21 protein-coding genes are annotated in these 20,779 nt (G+C 30.6%); 10 read left to right on the forward strand and 11 right to left on the reverse strand.

Annotation, left to right across the window (positions count from 1 at the left end; genetic code table 11):
* Positions 1-14: 14 nt before the first annotated feature.
* From GRQ01_RS01890 to GRQ01_RS01900, 3 genes are all read right to left on the reverse strand, one after another.
* Positions 15-368, reverse strand: a complete 354-nt coding sequence (locus tag GRQ01_RS01890) for a hypothetical protein (protein ID WP_158334159.1) — start codon at positions 366-368, stop codon at positions 15-17.
* Positions 369-782: a nucleoside-diphosphate kinase gene (gene ndk / locus GRQ01_RS01895; protein WP_158334160.1), complete on the reverse strand. Its 414-nt coding sequence runs from the start codon at positions 780-782 to the stop codon at positions 369-371.
* A 129-nt stretch (positions 783-911) separates the two neighbouring features.
* Complete coding sequence (locus GRQ01_RS01900) at positions 912-1,196, reverse strand: DUF362 domain-containing protein (RefSeq protein ID WP_158334161.1); 285 nt, start codon at positions 1,194-1,196, stop codon at positions 912-914.
* 221 nt (positions 1,197-1,417) lie between these two features.
* Here GRQ01_RS01900 and GRQ01_RS01905 point away from each other — a divergent pair, with 221 nt between their 5' ends.
* Both GRQ01_RS01905 and flhB read left to right on the forward strand, forming a co-directional pair.
* On the forward strand, positions 1,418-2,014 hold the full coding sequence (locus tag GRQ01_RS01905) for a peroxiredoxin (protein WP_158334162.1): 597 nt from the start codon (positions 1,418-1,420) through the stop codon (positions 2,012-2,014).
* Between the two features lie 101 nt (positions 2,015-2,115).
* Entirely contained in the window at positions 2,116-3,207 is a 1,092-nt protein-coding gene (gene flhB, locus GRQ01_RS01910; RefSeq protein ID WP_158334163.1) for a flagellar biosynthesis protein FlhB, read from the forward strand.
* Positions 3,208-3,210: 3 nt separating this feature from the next.
* On the opposite strand, the gene motB is transcribed toward flhB, so the two are convergent.
* The 6 genes from motB to GRQ01_RS01940 all read right to left on the reverse strand — a co-directional run bounded on the left by motB (position 3,211) and on the right by GRQ01_RS01940 (position 11,640).
* On the reverse strand, positions 3,211-3,954 hold the full coding sequence (gene motB / locus GRQ01_RS01915; protein ID WP_158334164.1) for a flagellar motor protein MotB: 744 nt from the start codon (positions 3,952-3,954) through the stop codon (positions 3,211-3,213).
* A 2-nt stretch (positions 3,955-3,956) separates the two neighbouring features.
* On the reverse strand, positions 3,957-4,733 hold the full coding sequence (gene motA, locus GRQ01_RS01920; protein ID WP_158334165.1) for a flagellar motor stator protein MotA: 777 nt from the start codon (positions 4,731-4,733) through the stop codon (positions 3,957-3,959).
* Between the two features lie 15 nt (positions 4,734-4,748).
* Positions 4,749-7,388: a DNA polymerase I gene (gene polA / locus GRQ01_RS01925; RefSeq protein ID WP_158334166.1), complete on the reverse strand. Its 2,640-nt coding sequence runs from the start codon at positions 7,386-7,388 to the stop codon at positions 4,749-4,751.
* Positions 7,389-7,490: 102 nt separating this feature from the next.
* Positions 7,491-7,934, reverse strand: coding sequence for a YqaA family protein (locus tag GRQ01_RS01930; protein ID WP_158334167.1), 444 nt, complete (start codon positions 7,932-7,934; stop codon positions 7,491-7,493).
* Between the two features lie 2 nt (positions 7,935-7,936).
* Entirely contained in the window at positions 7,937-10,762 is a 2,826-nt protein-coding gene (gene uvrA / locus GRQ01_RS01935) for an excinuclease ABC subunit UvrA (protein ID WP_158334168.1), read from the reverse strand.
* A gap of 92 nt (positions 10,763-10,854) precedes the next feature.
* A complete protein-coding gene (locus GRQ01_RS01940; RefSeq protein ID WP_158334169.1) occupies positions 10,855-11,640 on the reverse strand; it encodes a sulfite exporter TauE/SafE family protein in 786 nt (261 codons plus the stop codon).
* A gap of 406 nt (positions 11,641-12,046) precedes the next feature.
* Here GRQ01_RS01940 and GRQ01_RS01945 point away from each other — a divergent pair, with 406 nt between their 5' ends.
* The 8 genes from GRQ01_RS01945 to GRQ01_RS01980 all read left to right on the forward strand — a co-directional run bounded on the left by GRQ01_RS01945 (position 12,047) and on the right by GRQ01_RS01980 (position 19,001).
* Complete coding sequence (locus GRQ01_RS01945) at positions 12,047-13,294, forward strand: anthranilate synthase component I family protein (RefSeq protein WP_158334170.1); 1,248 nt, start codon at positions 12,047-12,049, stop codon at positions 13,292-13,294.
* The gene (gene trpD, locus GRQ01_RS01950; RefSeq protein ID WP_158334171.1) at positions 13,294-14,898 is read left to right on the forward strand and encodes an anthranilate phosphoribosyltransferase; all 1,605 of its coding nucleotides are present in this window, start codon (positions 13,294-13,296) and stop codon (positions 14,896-14,898) included. Before GRQ01_RS01945 ends, trpD begins: the two co-directional genes overlap by 1 nt.
* Positions 14,882-15,484 (forward strand): phosphoribosylanthranilate isomerase, encoded by a 603-nt coding sequence (locus tag GRQ01_RS01955; RefSeq protein ID WP_158334172.1) that lies wholly within the window; start codon positions 14,882-14,884, stop codon positions 15,482-15,484. Before trpD ends, GRQ01_RS01955 begins: the two co-directional genes overlap by 17 nt.
* Positions 15,481-16,641: a tryptophan synthase subunit beta gene (trpB, locus tag GRQ01_RS01960; protein ID WP_158334173.1), complete on the forward strand. Its 1,161-nt coding sequence runs from the start codon at positions 15,481-15,483 to the stop codon at positions 16,639-16,641. The genes GRQ01_RS01955 and trpB overlap by 4 nt, the downstream gene beginning before the upstream one ends.
* A gap of 10 nt (positions 16,642-16,651) precedes the next feature.
* Complete coding sequence (trpA, locus tag GRQ01_RS01965; protein WP_158334174.1) at positions 16,652-17,401, forward strand: tryptophan synthase subunit alpha; 750 nt, start codon at positions 16,652-16,654, stop codon at positions 17,399-17,401.
* A 70-nt stretch (positions 17,402-17,471) separates the two neighbouring features.
* Positions 17,472-17,894, forward strand: coding sequence for a chemotaxis protein CheX (locus GRQ01_RS01970; protein ID WP_158334175.1), 423 nt, complete (start codon positions 17,472-17,474; stop codon positions 17,892-17,894).
* A complete protein-coding gene (gene fliN, locus GRQ01_RS01975) occupies positions 17,894-18,202 on the forward strand; it encodes a flagellar motor switch protein FliN (protein WP_158334176.1) in 309 nt (102 codons plus the stop codon). Before GRQ01_RS01970 ends, fliN begins: the two co-directional genes overlap by 1 nt.
* Before the next feature lies 1 nt (position 18,203).
* Complete coding sequence (locus tag GRQ01_RS01980; protein WP_158334177.1) at positions 18,204-19,001, forward strand: hypothetical protein; 798 nt, start codon at positions 18,204-18,206, stop codon at positions 18,999-19,001.
* Here the strand turns inward: GRQ01_RS01980 and GRQ01_RS01985 are convergent.
* On the reverse strand, positions 18,998-20,458 hold the full coding sequence (locus GRQ01_RS01985; protein ID WP_158334178.1) for a Ppx/GppA phosphatase family protein: 1,461 nt from the start codon (positions 20,456-20,458) through the stop codon (positions 18,998-19,000). The genes GRQ01_RS01980 and GRQ01_RS01985 overlap by 4 nt on opposite strands.
* A complete protein-coding gene (locus GRQ01_RS01990) occupies positions 20,458-20,703 on the reverse strand; it encodes a YfhL family 4Fe-4S dicluster ferredoxin (protein ID WP_158334179.1) in 246 nt (81 codons plus the stop codon). The genes GRQ01_RS01985 and GRQ01_RS01990 overlap by 1 nt, the downstream gene beginning before the upstream one ends.
* Positions 20,704-20,779: the final 76 nt, after the last annotated feature.

Here is a 20,779-nt window from a genome sequence, read left to right on the forward strand (position 1 = left end):
CCTTTATATAAAATTTAATTATCACAATCTTTACAGTAAAAATAATCACTCAAATAAGCTTGAAGTTCGCTTATGGCAATTTCTTCTAAATCTATATTGCCATCAAAGAACTCTATAGTATTGCTTAATTCATTCATCTTATCTTTAAAGACACCATCGCTTGCAAAAAGCTCTAAGTTTTCTTTAATCTCAAGTTTTAATTCTATCCCACAACTATCACAATTTCTTTGAACGCATCCTTGCATTAAGGCGTTTATTTTAATAAGTTTGGGATTTATTTTTGTTAATTTTCCTTCAAAAATTATATTTTCAAGATCAAGCTTAAAAGGATAGTCCTTTACATTAATCTTAGAAAAAGTAATTTTCATCTAACAAATTTCATTAGCTTCGAAGAAAAAATCTATTTCAATTTTAGCATTTTCTAAACTATCGCTTCCATGGACAGCATTTGCATCAATGCTTTGAGCAAAATCAGCTCTGATTGTTCCTGCTTTAGCTTCTTTAGGATCGGTTGCACCCATTAAATCTCTGTTTTTTAGTACGGCATTTTCTCCTTCTAATACAGAAACAACAACAGGGCCGCTGATCATAAATTCAACTAAATCTTTAAAAAAAGGTCTTTCTTTATGGATAGCATAGAAGTTTTGAGCTTGTTCTTTGCTAAGTTGAATTTTTTTCATCGCAGCAATTCTTAATCCGTTGCTTTCAAAACGATCTAAAATTTTTCCTATAACACCTTTTTTAACAGCATCAGGTTTAATTATAGATAAAGTTTTTTCCATTTTTATAATAACTCCTTGATTCCAATTAAAGCTTAAAATTATACTTAAGTTTGTTTAAAAAAAGTTAAATCCAAAAGAAAAGTTAATAAACTTACTAGCTTTTTGTTAAACCATTTTTAAATTTCTTCTTTACGCAAAAACTGCAATATCCCCATTTCTCATCTTAAGACTAATATTATTCCGATAGGGTTGTCCTGCTTGTATGGTACTCCATACTATACATCCACTCGTAGGACAGGCACTAGCACAGGCTGGTTGATCATTATATCCTATGCATTCTACACATTTATTTGCATAAACGTAGTATTTGTCTTCACCTTCTGGATTATTAGCATCATCGACAATAGCATTTACGGGGCATTCATCTATACAAGAACCGCATGTAATACAGGTATTTGTGATTTTTACAGCCATGTTTTCTCCTTAAAAAATATAATTACTATAGATTAAAGATTTTAGCATAGAAATATTAAAAAATTAAATTTTTGATAATAGAAAAATTTATTTTTTGATAAATTATAAATTTATAGTATCTTTAACATATAGTATCTTTAACATTTGTTAATCTTTAAAAAAAAATAAAGATTGAAACGATATAATTTTATCACGCAATAAAAAATTGAGGAGATAGGTTAATGATAGTTACAAAAAAAGCTTTAGATTTTACTGCTCCAGCAGTATTGGGTAATAATGAGATTGTTCAGGATTTTAATCTTTATAAAAATATTGGCCCTAAAGGTGCAGTGGTGTTTTTTTATCCCAAAGATTTTACTTTTGTATGTCCTTCTGAAATTATTGCTTTTGATAAAAGATATCAAGAATTTAAAAATCGCGGCATTGAAGTGATTGGAATTTCAGGTGATAATGAATTTTCGCATTTTGCTTGGAAAAATACTCCTATAAATCATGGTGGTATTGGTCAGGTTAAGTTCCCACTTGTTGCTGATTTGACAAAACAAATTGCTAGAAATTTCGATGTGCTTTATGCAGAAGCAGTAGCTCTTCGTGGTTCTTTTTTGCTTGATGCTGATGGTACAGTACGCCATGCTGTAATTAATGATTTACCATTAGGTAGAAATATTGATGAAATGTTAAGAATGGTTGATACTATGCTTTTTACTAATGAACACGGTGAAGTTTGTCCAGCAGGCTGGAATAAAGGCGATGAAGGTATGAAAGCTGATCCTAAAGGTGTGGCAGAATATCTTAATAAAAATGAGGCTAAACTTTAATTTTTAAGATCCCTAATTGGGGTCTTTTACTCCCTTTCTTTAAAGTTGATTAAAAATTGATCAACTTTTTATAAATCTTTTAGAATTTTTATAGGTTAATTATGCCAAGTGATGATCAAGAAAAAACTGAAGAACCCACATCCAAGAAGATAGAAGACGCTCGTAAAGAAGGTAATGTCCCAAAATCTCAGGATGCAGCAGCTATTGTAAGCTTGATAGTTGGAGTAGCTATAGTCTTGTTTATGATAGGCTTTATGGGTGAGAGAATTATTAATTTATATAGGTATTATCAAAGTTTCATTGGTATTGATTTTGATGTGCGTGTTATCCAAGCTATTATGATTAAAAGTATTTTTGAGCTTTTAATTATTCTTGCACCTATAGTTTTGAGTATTATGATTGCAGGGATTTTGGGAAATATTATGCAATTTGGTTTTATTTTTACTACTAAACCTATTGTTCCTAATTTAGATAAAATCAATCCTTTAAAGGGTTTAAAAAATCTTTTTTCATTAAAAAAACTTGTTGAAAGTCTAAAAATAATATTAAAGGTAAGTATTGTTTTTATTATAGCTTTTATAGTTTTGCTTAGATTTATACAAGAGCTTCCAAGAGTAGAGCTTTATAATATAGTAAATCAACTGCTTTGGCTAAGAGATAGGGCTGTTATTTTAGCAGCTATAGTGATTATTGCTTTTTTAATTATTGCAGTATTGGATATTTTTTTGGTACGTTTTCAGTATTTTAAAAGTTTGCGTATGAGTAAACAAGAAATAAAAGATGAGTATAAACAAATGGAAGGTGATCCTCAGGTTAAAGCCAGAATTCGTAGACTTCAAATGGAAGCAGCACGCCGTCGTATGGTTCAAGATGTTGCAGGAGCGGATGTAGTTATTACTAATCCAACGCATTATGCTGTAGCAATACGCTATGATACGAGTAAGGAGCAAGCACCGCGTATTGTGGCAAAAGGGGTGGATTTTTTAGCTTTGCGTATTAAACAAGTAGCGTATGAAAATAATGTTATTGTTTATGAAAACCCTCCTTTAGCAAGAGAGCTTTATAAGGTTTGTGATGTTGATGATATCATTCCTAGAGAGTTGTTTAAAGCTGTAGCTGAAGTCTTAGGATTTGTATATAATACTAATAATAAAAATCGCTTGGCTAATCAATTAAAAAAAGAACTCCAATAATTCTTAAGATGTCTTGCCTCCTATCTTGTTGATAAGTTCAAGAACCGATTTTTGCGTATTTGTATCTGTTGTATCGACTTTAAAGTATATTTCTACTCTATTATTTTCTAAAGCTTGAGGATTTGCGTTGATAGGGTTGTTAAGACCATAGCTTTTAATACTGATATTTTTTAGATTGACTGCACCTTCTATAAAATATTTAAGAACATTTTCCGCTCTTTTATAAGCAAGTTCATAGCTTCTTAAGGTAGAATCACTATTGTCTGTATAGCCTCGAATTTCTATTTTTGCTTGAGGTGGTAGGTAAGTTGTTAACTCAACCATGCGTTTTAAATAATCTTGTACATCTGCTGAAATGATTTGATCGCTTCCTCTTTCAAATTGAATTTTAGAAGGAAGATTAAGTGCGATTTGATTATCACTTTGATCAAGAGCTGCTTGAAGGCGTTCAATGACTTCTTGTTGTGTCATAGTCATTTGTTTTAGAGATTTAAGTTCATCGCTTTCTTCTTTTGATGCCCCTTTGTATTTTTCTTGAGTTTTGCTTTCTTCTTGAACAGTTTGGGTAGAAGTATAGTCAAAAATTTTAATGAATTCTGTTTTTAAGGCTTCTACTTTGGCGGGATTGGTTTTTGAAATTGCCCAAAGAGCAATAAAAAGTGCTAAGAGTAAACTTAGAAAGTCTGCATAAGGTACAGCCCATTTTTCGCCTGCTGGGCACTCAGGACATTTATGTTTTTTAGCCATTATTAACCTTTGTCAAATTGTGAAATTTTAGCATCATCATGGCTTAAAAAATTAAAAAGTTTTGCTTCTAAATCTCTAGGATTAGCACCTTCTGCTATGCCTTTTATGGCTTCGGTAATAACAATTTGTTCTTTTACAAGATCCATGCCATTGGCTTTCATTTTCTTACCCCAGGGTGCAAAAAGTGCATAAGCACCAAAAATACCAGTAACTGTAGCAGTAAATGCACCTGAAATACCTGCTGCCATAGCTTGAGGATTATCAAGGAGTTTAAGTGCTAAAATGAGTCCAAAAACAGCTCCTACAAGCCCCATAGTCGGGCAAGTTTCTCCAAACACTATCCAGTATTCTGCACATTCTTTATAGTGTTCTTCAAGTTGTTCGGTTTGAATTTCCATGCTCTCATGGATTTCTTCAAAACTTTTTCCATCTACTAGCATCATCATAGCATTTTTTAAAAATTCATTTTCAATTTCATTAGTTCTTGATTCTAGTGCTAAAAGCCCATCGCGACGTGCAATGATGGCAAATTCTATTAATTGGGCGATCCTTTCAGGTAGATTTACACCAGATCCTTTGAAAACGATTTTAAGTTCTCTATAAGCTGCTTTTACAATTTTTTTATGAGTTGAAGTCATCGCACAAAATGCAGCTGTAGGCATAACAATGAGAAAAGAGGAAAGATGTATAACATGTAAAGGATTTCCCCCTTCTAGTATATCTCCTACTGAAATACTAGTAACTGCAAGTACCATTCCTAGTATGGTTGAAAGATCCATGAAATATCTCCTTGACTATTTTAAATCGCCCCAATTTTTGGCGATGCTTGAACTTGTTTGCAATTTCACTTCTAATTTTACTATATTTTCCATAATATCTCTAGCTTTTTTGATAAAATTTTCGCATAATTCATCTTTTACTTCAAAAATTAATTCATCATGAATTTGTAAAATAAGTCGTTTATCTTCATTTAATTCTTTTTTGATTTCTAGCATAGCAAGTTTGATAATATCAGCAGCTGAGCCTTGTAAAATTGAATTGATACTTTCTCTTTCATACATTGCAATTTGCATAGGTTTAGCGTTTTGGAAATCAAAATAGCGTTTTCTCCCGCTTAAAGTGGTAATATAGCCATTTTGTTTGGCTTCATTTTTAACTTTTTCAAAGTATTTTTTAATGCTTGTAAAATTTTCAAAGTATTTTTCTATGTAGGATTTTGCTAGATGTGATTCTATTTTTAAATTTTGACTTAAAGTTTTATATCCCATACCATAAATTAATCCAAAATTAATGCTTTTTGCAATGCTTCTGGTTTTATAGTTACTTTCGCCAAAAATCATGATAGCTGTTCTTGCGTGTATGTCTTCATTATTTGCAAATGCATCTAAGAGTTTTTGATCCTGGCTAAAATGTGCTAGCATCCTAAGTTCTATTTGAGAGTAATCAAGACTGATGAAGCTATAAGCTTTTTTAGCTATAAAGCAAGATTTATAATCTTTTGCATATTGACCGTGTGCGGGAATGTTTTGCAAATTAGGATCTTTAGATGAAAGGCGTCCTGTAGCTGTGCCTGTTTGCAAAAAATTAGAGTAAATGCGTGAGTTTTTATCTTTTAAAGCAAGTTTTAATAAGGGTTCACAATAAGTTGAATAAAGTTTGGCAAGTTCTCTGTAGGCTAAAATTTTTGCTATAACTGGGTGTTGATCTAAGAGTTCTTTTAAAACTTTTTCATCTGTGGAATAACCTGTTTTGCTTTTTTTCTTGCTTGGAAGTTTGAGTTTTTCAAAAAGTATATCGCCTACTTGCTTAGGGGAATTAAGATTAAATCTATCTTCGCAAAGCCCATAGATTTCTTCGCTTAGATTTTTGATTTCATTTTGGAAAGTTTTCATTAAATTTTCTAGGGCATTTGTGTTTAGTTTTATGCCATTTTCTTCCATCATCATAATGATTTTAATAAAATCAAATTCATAATTTTTAGCAAGTTCTAATAATTGAGGTTCAAGATTTTTTAAAAAATAAAGATAAAATCTTAAAGTGATATGGGCATCTTCAGCCGCATATTTGCATGCTTTTTCAAGTTCAACACTGGTAAAGTTTTCCCCTTTTTTTACAAGAGTTTCAAAACGTAAGGTTTCATAATTAAAAAGCCTTAAGGCTAAATCATCCATATTAAGTCTTAAAGAGGGGTTTTCAAGCCATGCTAAAATCATAGTATCAGCGTATTTAAGAGGTAAAGATAAATTAAAATTATTTTCAATGATTTGAAAATCATATTTAAGATTGTGCCCTACAATAAAATGTTGAAAGATGAGTTCTAAAGCTTTTTTAGCGTTTTCTAAAGAAATTTGCTTACCAACACCTAAATATTTGTGTGTTAATGGTACATAATAAGCTTCTTTTTCATTAATGCAAAAACTAAAACCTACAATTTTTGCTTCTTTAGTATCAAGTCCTGTGGTTTCTGTGTCAAAAGCTATAATGCTTTCTTTGTCCAAGGTATTTAGAATTTGAAAAAGCTCTTTTTCATCTTGGATTAAAATGGCTTTAAAATCTGAATTTTTTTGTTTTTTTTCAGGATTTTGATGAAGTTTTTTAAGCAAGCTATTAAGTTCGTAATGCTCTAAAATTTCAAGTACTTTTAAAAGAGGCTCTTCATCAGGATAAAGGGCCTTTTCTATAAAATCTTCTACTTGTAAATCTTCATATAAAGAGGCAAGCTTTTTGCTTAAAAATGCATTTTCTTTACCTTCTAAGAGTAAGGTGCGATTTCTTTCATTGCGTATTAAGGCTAAATTTTCATAAATATTTTCTATACTCTGAAATTCATCAAGTAAGGTTTTTGCTCCTTTTATTCCTATGCCTTTAACGCCTGGGATATTATCAGAACTATCTCCACAAAGTGCTAAAAAATCTCTAATTTGAGAAGGCTTTACCCCGTATTTTTCTAAGCATGCTGCTTCATTATAGTCATTTTTAGAAATGGGACTATAAATACTTGATTTTCCATCTTTAATAAGCTGGTAAAGATCCTTATCTTGAGTGATGATGCGCACAAAAATATCTTTATCTTTGCAAGATTTTACTACAGAAGCGATGATATCATCAGCTTCATAGCCTTCTTGTGAAAGGCTTGCAAATCCCATTTTTTCTATCATATCTATGCAAATTGGGATTTGTTCTAAGAGTTCAGGTGGCGGGGGTGTGCGGTTTTGTTTGTAATTTGGATCAATTTGAGTACGAAAAGTTTTGCCTTTAGAATCTAGGGCAAAAAGAATATAATCACTTTTATGTTCGTTTTTTAAACTGTAAATAAAATGGGCAAAACCACTAATCATTCCGCTAGCTTGGCCTTTTGAATTTTTTAAATTTTTTAATGCATAATAAAGTCTGAAAAAAAATCCAAAAGTATCAATAATAGTTAAAGTTTTCATAATTTATTCTTCTTTTGATATGGAAATAAATTATAATTATTTCAAAATTTTGCTTAAAATGTCTCAAATTCAATTGCTTTTAAGTAAAAATATTTTGCTATTTTAGAAAGAATAAGCTATAAAAATGACAAACATATAGCGGCTTAATTTTCCTAATGAGATAAAAATAATGCTTTTTAATAAAGAATATTTTGCAAAGCCAAGTCCTAATACAAAGAGATCGCCTATAAAAGGTAAAAAACTTAAAAAAGCAAAAATACTTCCAAATCGGGTAAAATTGACATTAAAATTTTCTAGCTTTTTTAAGGATTTACTAAAGTATTTTTCTAAAATTTTTTCTTTTCCAAGATAGGCTAAAGCATAAGTGCTTAAACTTCCTAAGGTATTAGCCAAACTTGCAACTATGAGTACAAGAGTGGGGTTAAATTGAAGTTTTATGAAGCCTAAAACAAAAGCTTCGCTTGCCAAAGGTAAAAGCGTACTTGAAAGAAAACATACTATAAAAAGCCCTAAATAATTTGTATCATTGTATAAAAAATCAAACATTGTTATAGTTTTTTTGAATTTTGAAGTTCTAAATCTAAATAATACCCTGTGTAAGAGTGGGTTTTTTTGTGTTCTTTAGCGACTTTTTCTACGCTGCCACAGCTTATTACTTTTCCGCCTTTAACTCCTCCTTCAGGTCCCATGTCTATGATATAATCAGCATTTTTAATCACATCTAAATTGTGTTCTATTACAAAAACGGAATTTTTAAGATCAACTAAATGTTGTAAAACTAAAATGAGTTTATTCACATCTTCAAAATGAAGTCCTGTTGTGGGTTCATCAAGTATATATAATGTTTTGCCTGTATCGCTACGGCTTAATTCTTTGGCTAATTTAATCCTTTGTGCCTCGCCCCCACTTAAAGTCGTAGCATTTTGTCCTAAGGTAAGATAATCTAAGCCTACTTTGACTAAAGTGTCTAGTTTTTGGCGTATTTTAGGTATAGCACTGAAAAATTCACTCGCTTCTAAAATACTCATATTTAAAATTTCACTGATATTTTTGCCTTTATATTGGATTTCTAAGGTAGAATCATTATAGCGTTTGCCATGACAAGTATCACAAATAACCATGACATCGGGCAAGAAATGCATTTCTATTTTGATTTCTCCATCTCCGCTACATTTTTCGCATCTTCCTCCTTTGACATTAAAAGAAAAACGTCCGGCTTTATAACCGCGCATTTTTGCCTCTTTAGTAGCAGCAAAAAGATTGCGGATTTCATCCATGGCACCTGTATAAGTAGCAGGATTAGAGCGTGGGGTGCGTCCTATGGGGCTTTGATCAAGATAAATTACTTTATCAAGTTTTTCTAGCCCTTGTATTTGCACTCCACCTAATTTTTTGACTTTTTTAGTACGGTTTAATTCTTCTTGGGCAAAAGGAAGTAGGGTTTGAAGTATGAGTGAGCTTTTTCCAGAGCCTGAAACCCCAGTGATGGCGACTAAATTTTGCAGAGGAAATTTTACATTTAAATTTTTAATATTATTGATATTAATATTTTTAAGTTCTAGCCATTCTTTTTGTGGACGGTTTTGAAGCTGTGCAATTTGTTTTTTCCCATTCATATAAAGTGCGGTTTGGCTTTTGCTTTTTAAAAGTTCTTTATAAGTTCCACTAAATACTACTTCACCACCAAATTTTCCAGCTTTAGGGCCAATATCTACTATAAAATCAGCTTCTTGTATAGTCATTTTATCGTGTTCTACAACGATTAAAGTATTGCCCTTTTGTTGTAAATTTCTTAAAGTTTTAATGAGTTTTGAAGTGTCTTTTTCATGAAGTCCTATACTAGGTTCATCTAAAACATACATTACTCCGCTTAAACCGCTGCCAATTTGTGAGGCTATGCGAATTCTTTGTGCCTCACCTCCGCTAATGGTTCTTGCGTCACGACCTAAAGAGAGATAGCCTAAACCCACATCGTATAAAAAGAAAAGCCTTTCATTGATTTCTTTTAAAATAGCCTTGCTAATGAGTTTTTGTTGTTCGCTAAGATAGGAGAAATTTTCCTCATTAGCAAAAAAAGCTGTGCTATCTTCTATACTCATATCTAAAATTTCTCCTAATCCTTTTTTGGCTACTTTTACTGCTAGGCTTTCAGGTTTTAAACGGTGCCCTTTGCAATCTTTGCAGATTTTTTCACTCATGTATTCTGCAAGATCTTTTTCATCTTTTAGCATTTCATAGGCCATTTTTACTACACCTTCAAAGGTACGCTTTAAGTGGTTTCTTTTCCAAAGAAATTCTATAGTTTTAGCATTGCCGTATAGTACGAGACGTTTTTGATCTTCGTTAAGTTCTGCAAAAGGTATTTTTATGGGAATATCGTTTTGTTCGCAAAAGGCAATGAGAAATTTATAATAATAGCTTTTGTTAAAACCATACATGATTTTAATAGCGCCATTTTCAAGACTTAAGCTTTCATTGATGATTTTTGTCATATCTAAAGTATAGCGGATTCCTAAACCATCACAACTTTGACAGGCCCCTTTAGGGGAATTAAAAGAAAAGCTTAAAGGTTCAAGTGGGATAAAAGAAATTTTACAATCAAAACAGGCTGAATGCTCGCTAAAATGATAGTGTTTGTGAAGTCCTACTTCTTCAGGATTTAAAACTTCAATTTCTATTTCGCCAAAACTTTCTTGCAAACCTTTTTCTATATCACTTGCAAGGCGTGAGAGTAAATCTTCTTCAATTTGAAGGCGATCTATGACTAATTTTATGGTGTGTTTTTTGGTTTTAGCAAGTTCTATTTCTTCATCAAGTCGTACTAAAACTCCATCAATTTGTGCTCTTACGTAGCCTTTATTGCGTAAATTTTCAAGTAAATCTGTATAAGTTCCCTTTTTTTCGCGTACGAGTGGGGCATAGATGATGATTTTTGAACCTTTAGGAAATTTTAAGATTTCATTGACTATATCGCTTGCATCCATAGATGAAATTTCTTTGCCACATTGATGGCAATGTTGAAGACCTATCCTTGCATATAAAAGCCTAAGATAATCATAAATTTCAGTAATGGTTCCAACCGTAGATCGAGGGTTTTTAGAAGTGGTTTTTTGATCTATAGCAATAGCAGGGGTTAGACCTTCGATTTTATCCACATCAGGTTTATTAACTTTGTCTAAAAATTGTCTTGCATAAGCACTTAAGCTTTCTATATAACGGCGTTGTCCTTCAGCATAAAGCGTGCCAAAAGCGAGTGTAGATTTGCCGCTTCCACTAAGCCCTGTGAAAACAATGAGTTTGTTTTTTGGGATTTGAAGATTGATATTTTTAAGATTATTTTCTTTTGCACCAATGATTTTTATGATATTATTCATAGTTATTCCTAAAGAATTATAAGCATTATTAAATAAAACTAGGATTTTAGCATAATAATATTAAAAAAACTTGGGTTAAGTTTTAATTGAAGTTAAAAATTGATCAAAGCTAATTTATTAAGCAAAGAATGAGTAGTCCCAAGTATTGATAAGGCATATACACAAAGTAAGATTTTTCTATGGGCTGAAATATGCATTTTTTCTATGATTTTTATACCTATAAAAACTCCTATCATTGAAGCAATGCCTACTAAAATACCTTTATGGATGACCTCAGAATTTATAACTCCAGAATTAGCAAAAGAAATGATTCCTGAAAAGGATGCAAAAATTACAAAAAATAAAGATAAAGAAACGACTTTTTTACTATCATACCCTAAAAAATATGCCAAAATAGGTGCGATTAAAAGTCCTCCACCTATTCCTAAAGAAATAGCAAAAATCCCAGTAAAACTTCCAGCAATAAACAAAACTGTATTTTTTACCCAAATACTTTTTGGGCTTTTATTTACATTTTCTTTAATAGCAAAGGCGTATTTGATGAAAAATAGACAACTCACCCCTAAAAACACGCTAGTAAGGGTTACATCACTTAAGGCTTTTAAAAGCATTCCACTAAAGCTTGCCCCTAAAAGTCCCCCAAGTCCTATTATAATGCCATCTTTTAAGTTTAAATTCTTTTTTTTGTAATTGATAAAGGATCCAAAAACTGCTGCAAAAATCATTTGAAATACAGAAATTGTAATGGCATGATGAGCACTTGATCCCAGTATAAACATAGAAGGGACTATAATCATACCCCCGCCAATTCCAAAAAGTCCAGAAGCAATACCTGAAATTATTCCTACTATGAGATAAGGTAAATCTGTAATTTGCATAGTTCTTCCTAAGCTATTAAAATATTTAAATAAGGCATAATTTTATCTTATTAAGGCTAAGTATTATCTTAGTTTTTCTAAAGATAAAGGTTTTTTGTAGGATTAAAATTACAATGAGACTTGAAAAATCCCTAAATATTCAAATATTTTATAAAATTATTTTATATTTTAAAGATAAATTTATATTTATTGATTTAAAATTAGTCAGCTTTTTAATTCTAAAAAGTCTTTTGGAATTTTAAAATATAACTTTAAAGAAAGGCAGAAGATGAGTGAAAATAGTTTTTTCAGTGATTTTTTAATTTTGCAGCTTACACACACTCCTTGCTCTTGGCGCCTCTAAACTACTTTTTTATCTGATTTTTATTATTTTTTAATTTTTTATTTTTACCAAAAAAGGTTTATTATGTTTGTTAATAAGATAAATTTTTATTACAGACAAATCCTTGAAAGATTTGAAAATTCATATTTTGTAGAGGATTTGACTAGGTTTATTATAGGAATTGATTGTGATTATTTAGATGCTAATGAAATTTCGTTTAAGGATTTTAAAGCAAAATATTATGAAGCTTTATCTGAAAACAAAATTTGCGATTATGCAGGATTTTTTGGAGTTTTTAGTGCAGACTTTGTGTCTTTGTTTGAAAATATTTCTTTTTCTTCTGAAAAAAATTACGATTTTCCTTTGTTTTTATTTGCTAATGCTAAGGCTTATTTGATTTATGAAAAAACTAGCAAAATGTTTTTTAAATTCGGAGCTTTGAAATATTTTGATTATCTTAAAGATGATTTAAGACCCTTGCGTCAAAAACAAGATAATGATTTTGAAATTTTAAACTCTTTAGAAGAGGAAAAAAATGATTTTTTACAAATGTGTCAAAAAGCCAAAGAATATCTTTTAAATGGGGACATTTTTCAAGTGGTTTTAAGTAAGCAACTTTGTATTAAACATAAGCTCAATGCTTTAGATTATTATGAACAATTAAATTGTTTAAATCCTAGTGCTTATATGTTTTATTTTCCGAGTAGATATGGGGTAGTTTTAGGAACTTCACCAGAGTTTTTATTAAAAATTAAAAATAAAGAGCTTTTTCTAGCTCCTATTGCAGGGACTAGAAAGCTAGAAGATAATTTGAGTGCCCTTGTTTTAAAAAATGAGCTTTTAAATGATGAAAAAGAATTAAGTGAACACAAAATGCTAGTGGATTTAGCTAGAAATGATGCTTCTAAATTCGGCATTAATACAAGGGTTGAAAATCTTTTTTCCATTATTAAAAATCAATTTGTTATGCATATGGTAAGTGAAGTGTATGCAACTATGAAAGAAAATGCCAGTATTTTTGATGTGATTGAAGCGGTTTTTCCTGCAGGGACTTTAAGCGGAACTCCAAAGATAAGGGCGTTAGAAATTATTAATGAACTTGAAAGTTGTAATCGGGGTGTTTATGGAGGTGCGATAGGATTTTTAAATTTTAATCAAGATCTGACTTTGGCAATTTTAATCCGTTCGGCTTTTTTTACTAAGAATAGGGCTTATTTATCAAGTGGAGCGGGTATTGTATTACAAAGTGATAGTCAAAAAGAATACGAAGAAATTTGCGCTAAACGTAAAGCACTCATAGTAGCTTTTGAAAATTTAAAAAAAGGAAAGTAATGATAGTTTTGATCGATAATTATGATTCTTTTGTTTTTAATGTAAAAAATATGTTAGAAAGTCTAAGCAAAGATGAAATTTTAGTATATAGAAATGATGCTATTTCTCTTGATGAAATTAAAAAATTAAATCCTACTCATATAGTTTTAAGTCCTGGACCAAAGCATCCAAGCCAAAGTGGGGTTTGTCTTGAAATTTTTAAAGCAAGAATTGATATTCCAGTTTTAGGCATTTGTTTAGGACATCAAGCTTTAGCTTTAGCTTTTGATTCTTTGGTATTAAGAATGCAAGAAGCTGTGCATGCAAAAAGCACTCTTATTAAACAATGTAGAAAAAATGAGTTGTTTGAGGGCTTGCCACAGGAATTTGATGTGATGCGTTATCATTCTTTAGAGGTAAAACAGCTTTCAGATGAGCTTGAAATTTTAGCACTTGATCAAAAAGGTGTGATTATGGCTTTAAAGCATAAGCATTTGCCTTATTTTGGGGTTCAATTTCATCCTGAAAGTTATTTTAGTGAGTATGGCATGCAAATTCTTTCTAATTTTTTAAAACAAAAGGCGAAAAAATCAGAAGAGAAAGAAAAGCAATTAAGTTTTTATCTTCAGCAAATGAGTGAGAATCATTTCTTAAAAAGTCATGATTTTGAACAAATTTGTAAGATTATTATGTCAGGAGATTATGAAATTTTACAGATGGCGGCTTTGCTTGTTTTAATTACAGAAAAGTCTTTAAATGAGGAATCTTTAAGTGCTTTTGTAAGGCAAATTTTAAGTTATTCTAAGACTTTTAGTGATCAAAGCGATATGATTGATATTTGTGGCACAGGAGGAGATGGCTTTAAAAGTATCAATGTTTCTACAACCAGTGCTTTTATTTTAGCAGCCTTAGGAGTAAGGGTTGCTAAGCATGGAAATTATGCCATTTCAAGTTCTAGCGGTAGTACAGACGTACTTCATGCTTTAAAGATCATTACTCCTAATACTTTAGAAAAGGCTTTAAAATATTTAAATGAACAAGGGCTTAGTTTTTTACACGCACCTTTTTTTCATCCTTTAGTAGGACAATTAAAACAAATAAGATCAAGGCTTGGAATAAGAACAGTTTTTAATGTTTTAGGGCCTTTGTTGCATCCTAATTTAAAATTAAAATACCAATTAATGGGAAATTATCACGCACCCGTGCATAAACTTTTAGCTGAGGTTTTAAAAAATTTAGGACGTAAGAAAGCTTTAATAGTAAGGGGAAATGATGGCATGGATGAAATCAGTATTTGTGCTGAGACTAAGATTTATGAACTTTGTGAGGGAGAAATTTCACAATATTGTGTTTATCCTGAACAATTTGGGTTTAAAAGGGCTTCTCATGCTGAAATTAAAGGTGCTAGTGCACATGAAAATGCTAAAGACTTGCTTGATATTTTAAGTGGAAAAATGCAAGGAGCAAAATTTGATCTTGTTATTTTAAATGCTATGTTTGCGCTTTATACAGCTAATGAAGTAAGTTCGCCTTTAAAGGCTAAAGATATCATCTTAAAAGCCATACATTCAGGTAAGGTTATAGAGTATTTTAAGGAGTATCAAGACTATGTTAAAACTTCTTAAAATTTGTGGTATTAAAGATGAGAAAAATGCTAAAGATTTAGCCGTTTTAAAGGTAGATTTTTTTGGATTAATTTTTGCTAAAAGTCCAAGACAAGTAAGTTTAGAGCAAGCTGAGCTTTTAAGTGCTATTTTTCATAAAGAATTTAAGCAGGTTGTGGGTGTGTTTGTAGATGAAAGCTTGGATGAAATTTTAGAGTGCATACAAAAAGCAAAACTTGATGGGGTGCAAATTTATCGCCGTATCACTTATGAAGAATGGGTGATTTTAAAAGCAAAAAAGGTTTTTATTTGGCAGGTTGTAAGTATGGCAAATAGCTTAAAATTAGAGGGAAAATTTTATGCTGATTTGTTATGTTTTGATGCTAAAGGGCTTTTAAAAGGGGGTAATGGAGTGAGTTTTGATTGGGATTTATTAAAATCTTATACTAAGGACTTTGTTTTAGCAGGGGGTATAGGTTTGCAAAATATTCAAGAAGCTTTAAAAACCAAGGCTAAAATTTTAGATCTGAATTCAAAACTTGAAGATGAACAAGGTTTAAAAGATATAAAAAAAGTAAAACGAATTTTAAAGGAGTTAAAAAGATGAAAAAAGCATATTATGGGGATTTTGGTGGACAGTTTTTACCTGAAAGTGCTATGTTTGCCCTTTGTGAGCTTGAAAGTGCTTTTTTGAAATTTTCTAAGGATAAATTCTTTAAAAAAGAACTTAATATGCTTTTAAAAACTTATGTAGGACGCCCAACACCGCTTTATTTTGCAAGAAATCTGAGTAAAAAATATAAGCATGAAATTTATTTAAAACGCGAGGATTTAAATCATACAGGTGCGCATAAAATCAACAATGCTATAGCTCAAGTGCTTTTAGCTAAAAAAATGGGAAAGAAAAAAGTTATAGCAGAAACAGGAGCAGGGCAACATGGCTTAGCTACAGCAACTGCAGCAGCACTTTTGGGTTTAGAATGTGAAATTTATATGGGTGCTGTTGATGTCCAAAGGCAAACTTTAAATGTTTATAAAATCGAGCTTTTAGGTGCTAAAGTCCATGCAGTACAAAAGGGTTTTAAAACTTTAAAAGAAGCCACAACAGCAGCCATTCAAGCTTGGGTGGGAGATATTGAAAATATTTTTTATGTTGTTGGGAGTGCAGTGGGGCCTCATCCTTATCCTAAAATAGTAACACATTTTCAAAGTGTTATAGGTAAAGAATGCAAAATGCAACTTAAAAAGTTTGGTAAGAAGGCAGATTATATCATTGCTGCAGTTGGAGGAGGAAGCAATGCTGCAGGGATTTTTTATGATTTTATTAAAGATGAGAGTGTTAATCTTATAGGTATTGAAGCGGGTGGACTTGGTGTTAAAACCCCTTATCATGCAGCCACTTTAAGTAAAGGCAAAACAGGTATCATCCATGGTATGAAAACAAAAGTTTTGCAAGATGATTTAGGCAATATTTTGCCTGTGCATAGTATTTCTGCAGGACTTGATTATCCAGGAGTGGGTCCTTTGCATGCTTTTTTGTTTGAGAGTAAAAGGGCTAAATATTATCCTATAAATGATCAAGAGTGTATGAAGGCTTTAAAATTGCTTTGTAAAGAAGAAGGAATTATTGCAGCTATTGAGAGTTCGCATGCTTTAGCGTATTTAGAAAAACTTTGTGTGCGTTTAAAGAAAAAAAGTGTTATAGTAGTAAATCTTTCAGGTAGGGGTGATAAAGATATGCAAGTGATTAAAGAATACAAATAAAGGTTGAGTTATGGTTGATTTTAGACAATTTTATAAAGAAAATGCAAATGTTGCTTATATGGTTTTAGGTTATCCAAACCTAGAAACTAGTAAGGCTTTTTTGCAAAACTTAGATCAAAGTCCTATTGATATTTTAGAATTAGGCATTGCTTATAGTGATCCTATTGCTGATGGTGAATTGATAAGCGATGCAGCCAAAAAAGCTTTAGACGAAGGTGCTGATATTTATAGTGTTTTTGAACTTTTAAGTGGAATAAAAACAAAAAAAGCTTTGATTTTCATGGTGTATTATAGTTTGATCTTTTCTTATGGTTTAAAATCCTTTGTTAAAAAGGCAAAGTCTTTGGGTATTTGTGCTTTGATTGTGCCTGAATTGAGTTTTGAAGAAAGTTATGATTTAGATAAAGAATGCCAAAAATATGGCATTATTCTTATTAGTTTTGTAAGTATTACAACGCCTAAAGAAAGAGTAGAAAAATTAGTAAAAAATGCTAAAGGATTTATTTATTTATTAGCAAGTATAGGTATAACAGGAACTAAAAGCGTTGAAGAAAAGATTTTGCAAGATAAAGTAAAGCAAATCCGAACTTTTACTAATTTACCTATTTTTATAGGCTTTGGTATTAAAAATAATCAAGATGTAAAGAAAATGCGAAAAATTGCTGATGGGGTGATTGTAGGAACTAGTGTGGTGGAGTGTTTTAAGTATGAGAATGTGGATATGATTATGCAAGGTATTGAAGAAATTTTCAAAAAATGAAATTTTAAAACGTATTTTTATTTTATATTTACTATAATTTTAAATTAAGTTTTTTTGCAAAGGTATGGCTATGTTAAAAATTCTTGAGTATTCTATCACTCATTTTTGTGAGCATATATTAAAACTTCGTATTGAAGCAGCCCAAGATATAAGTGGGGAGCTTTATGGAGCGAGTATCCCTATCATAGGAGAAGATGAAGCAGAATATGATTTTTATTTGTTTTTTCCGAAGGAATTTTTAAGAAAAATCGCTAAAATTTTAATTAGTGATGAAAAATTTAAAGAAGATGATTGGTGTGATTTGACTAAAGAATGTGCTAATCAAATCATAGGCTATGCCAAAAATTTATTAAACGATGCTAGAGAAAATAATCAATACAAGCTTGGAATTCCTGAATATTTAGGAAGGGTTGATTTCTCTGAAATAGTTTTAGATGAAGCCTTAACTTATAAATTTGAAAATTGTTATTTTAGAATAGGGTATTGTAAATAATGAATGATGATATAGAGTTTAGCAATCATCATGGATTGTTGCAATCTTACGAAGATATTTTAGATATTACAGTGGATTTTGTAAGTGAGCTTGGAACTACTAATATGAGTGTGGCTGAGCTTTTAAAACTTGAAGTAGGATCGGTTATAGATCTTGAAAAGCCTGCTGGAGAAAGTGTAGAGCTTTATATTAATAAAAGAATTTTTGGCAAGGGTGAAGTCATGGTCTATGAAAAAAACCTTGCTATAAGGATTAATGAAATTTTAGATTCTAAGACTGTGCTTCAATATTTTAAAAAAGAAATTTAAAATGAGATTATTGGTATTGTTTTTTTTAATTTTGCCTTTATATGGTGTTGAATTGGTAAGTTATCATATTTATGATAGAAATGATAGAGTGGATTTGATGCTTTCTTTTGATAATACTTACAAGGGTAAAATTTCTCAAAAGAAAGAAGAAAATTTAATTCTTTTAACTTTTAGTGATTTAAAATATTCTAAAGCTGAGTTAAAAGATCTTAAATCAGAGCTTGTGGATAAAATCAGTATTAGTTCTAAAAATGATAATACCTATATCATGCTACAAAGTAAAGAAAATACAGATCTTGAAGTCAGTTCTATTAATGATAAGTTTGGTATAAGAATAAGGGTTGTAAAGCAAGGAAAAGTAAATGCGGATTTAAACACTGCTGTGACTCAAAATTCAAATCAAGAATTGATCCCCCAAGCAAAAAGCACAAGCTTGCAAGGATATGATTATACTAATTATATTTTAGTGATATCGGTTTTAGTGGTTTTATTAATAGTACTTTGGTGGTTTAAAAAGACTTTAGCATATAAAAACAATGGTAACTTTAGAGATTTTAATATAATTTTTCAAAGGTTTTTAGATAAAAGTAACCAACTTGTAGTTTTTGACTATGCTAGTAAACGCTATACTATGATAATAGGTAATTCTAATGTGCTTTTAGAAAGTAGTGAAATTCCAGAAGATCAAATCTTAAAACATGTAAAAGAAAAAGAGAAAAATTTCGATACTTTTTTTGAAGAAAATAAAAAAAGAATCCAAACTCTCACACAAAAACATCAAAAAAATCAAAATATTTAAGGTTTTTGGTTGATAGCTAGAGCTATAGTGGCAGGCTTTATGATTTTTTTAAGTTCGTCTTTAGGTAGGTTTAGAATTTTATTTTCTTGGTATATATAAAGAGTATTGTTTGCAAAAATAAAATTGATTTTATCTTCATTTGTACTTAAGGTTTTAGCCAAACATAAAATAAAATTAAGCCATGATATAATGTGGATATGAGGTAAAAGTTGTTTGTAGGGTTCAAGATTATAAGGATGAATTTTTTTCCCATTAAGTTTGATAATAGTAGCTATTAAAGCTTTTTCGCGATGGGAAAATCCATAATTGAGTCCACCTAATACAAAATTAGCTGAGTGTTCATTTGCAAAATAAAAATTTAAATATTCTCCGATATGGCAAAGTTTTGCAGCGTTTAATAGTATGCGTTTATAATTGTCATTAAGTTTATGAAGCTTTTCTAAAGCTGTGAAAATTTGTAAAACAAAATGTGCGGTTTTATTTTTTTGCTCTGATTTTAAAAATCTATCTTGTAAACATTTTAAGCTAGGATTGAAATTTGAGGGAAAGATAGTTTTAGGACGAAGCAGATCTTGTAAATATACTCCTTCTCTAATACCTACCCCGCTTGTAATGATTTGTTTAGCTTTGATTTTTTTTGCAATTTTTAAAAAAATAAAAATACCTTCTTTAATGGTATCAAAACGATCTTTTTTTATACCAAAATTGATTAAAGAATCTGCATTAGAATTGAAAATTTTCAAAATATGGTTTTTTTCTTCATTTAAAGTGTAGCGAAAATCATGTAGATTTTTCAAAGGATAAGAGTTTTTTTGCATAATAGAATTAGAAATTGCTCTTAAGCTTCCTCCTATGGCTATGAGGTTTTGATTGCAAAATTCTTCAGGAATTTGTTCTATAATGGGCGTTATAAATTTATCTAAATTGTTTGTTTTTCCAGTGTCATAAAATAATTCTTTTAATCTTACAGTCCCTATATCAAGAGATATACAAGAAATGATTTTATTATTTTTAATAAGACACAATTCACTTGAACCGCCCCCTATATCTAAAGTGGTTGCATCTTTAAAGGGGCTTAATAAATTTAATGCCGCTAATCCTCCTAAATAACTTTCGCTTTTGCCATCTATACAACGTATATTTAAAGAGAGTTTATCTTTGATTCTTTTGATAAAAACTTTTGAGTTGGGTGCATCTCTTAAAGCGGATGTGCCTACGATAAATATTTTTTTACATTTGTGTTTTAAGGCACGTTGCTTGAAAAAAGTTAGGGCGTTTTCAGCCCTTTGCATGGCTTCTTCTTGAAGGATTTTCCCATTATTATAGGCATTTTCTCCAAGTCTTACTTTGCGTTTGTATTCATGGGTTGTATAAAAACCATATCTTGAGGTTTTTTCAAAAATTACCATTCTAATGGAGTTAGAACCTAGATCAACAACAGCCGTCTTTTTTGCCATTAAAATTCTTTATCTTTATGCTTGAGTTTTAATTCTTCTATGGTTTCTACGTTATCAGGATCAGGAATAATGCATTCATAAGGGCAAGCAACTATACAAGCTGGTTCTGAAAAGTTATTCACACATTCTGAACAAAGATCAGGATCTATTACATAAATTGGACTATTTTCATAAATAGCTTCATCAGGACATTCTTCCCTGCAAGCGTCACAACATACGCAGTCTTTTGTAATTAAAAGAGACATTATCGCCTTTCAAAAATTTAAAAAATAATTTTAGTTTATACAATAATTAAACTTAAAAAATATGAAAATAAATATA

Source organism: Campylobacter bilis (genome assembly GCF_016806695.1).
In the GTDB taxonomy this organism is placed as follows: Bacteria; Campylobacterota; Campylobacteria; order Campylobacterales; family Campylobacteraceae; genus Campylobacter_D; species Campylobacter_D bilis.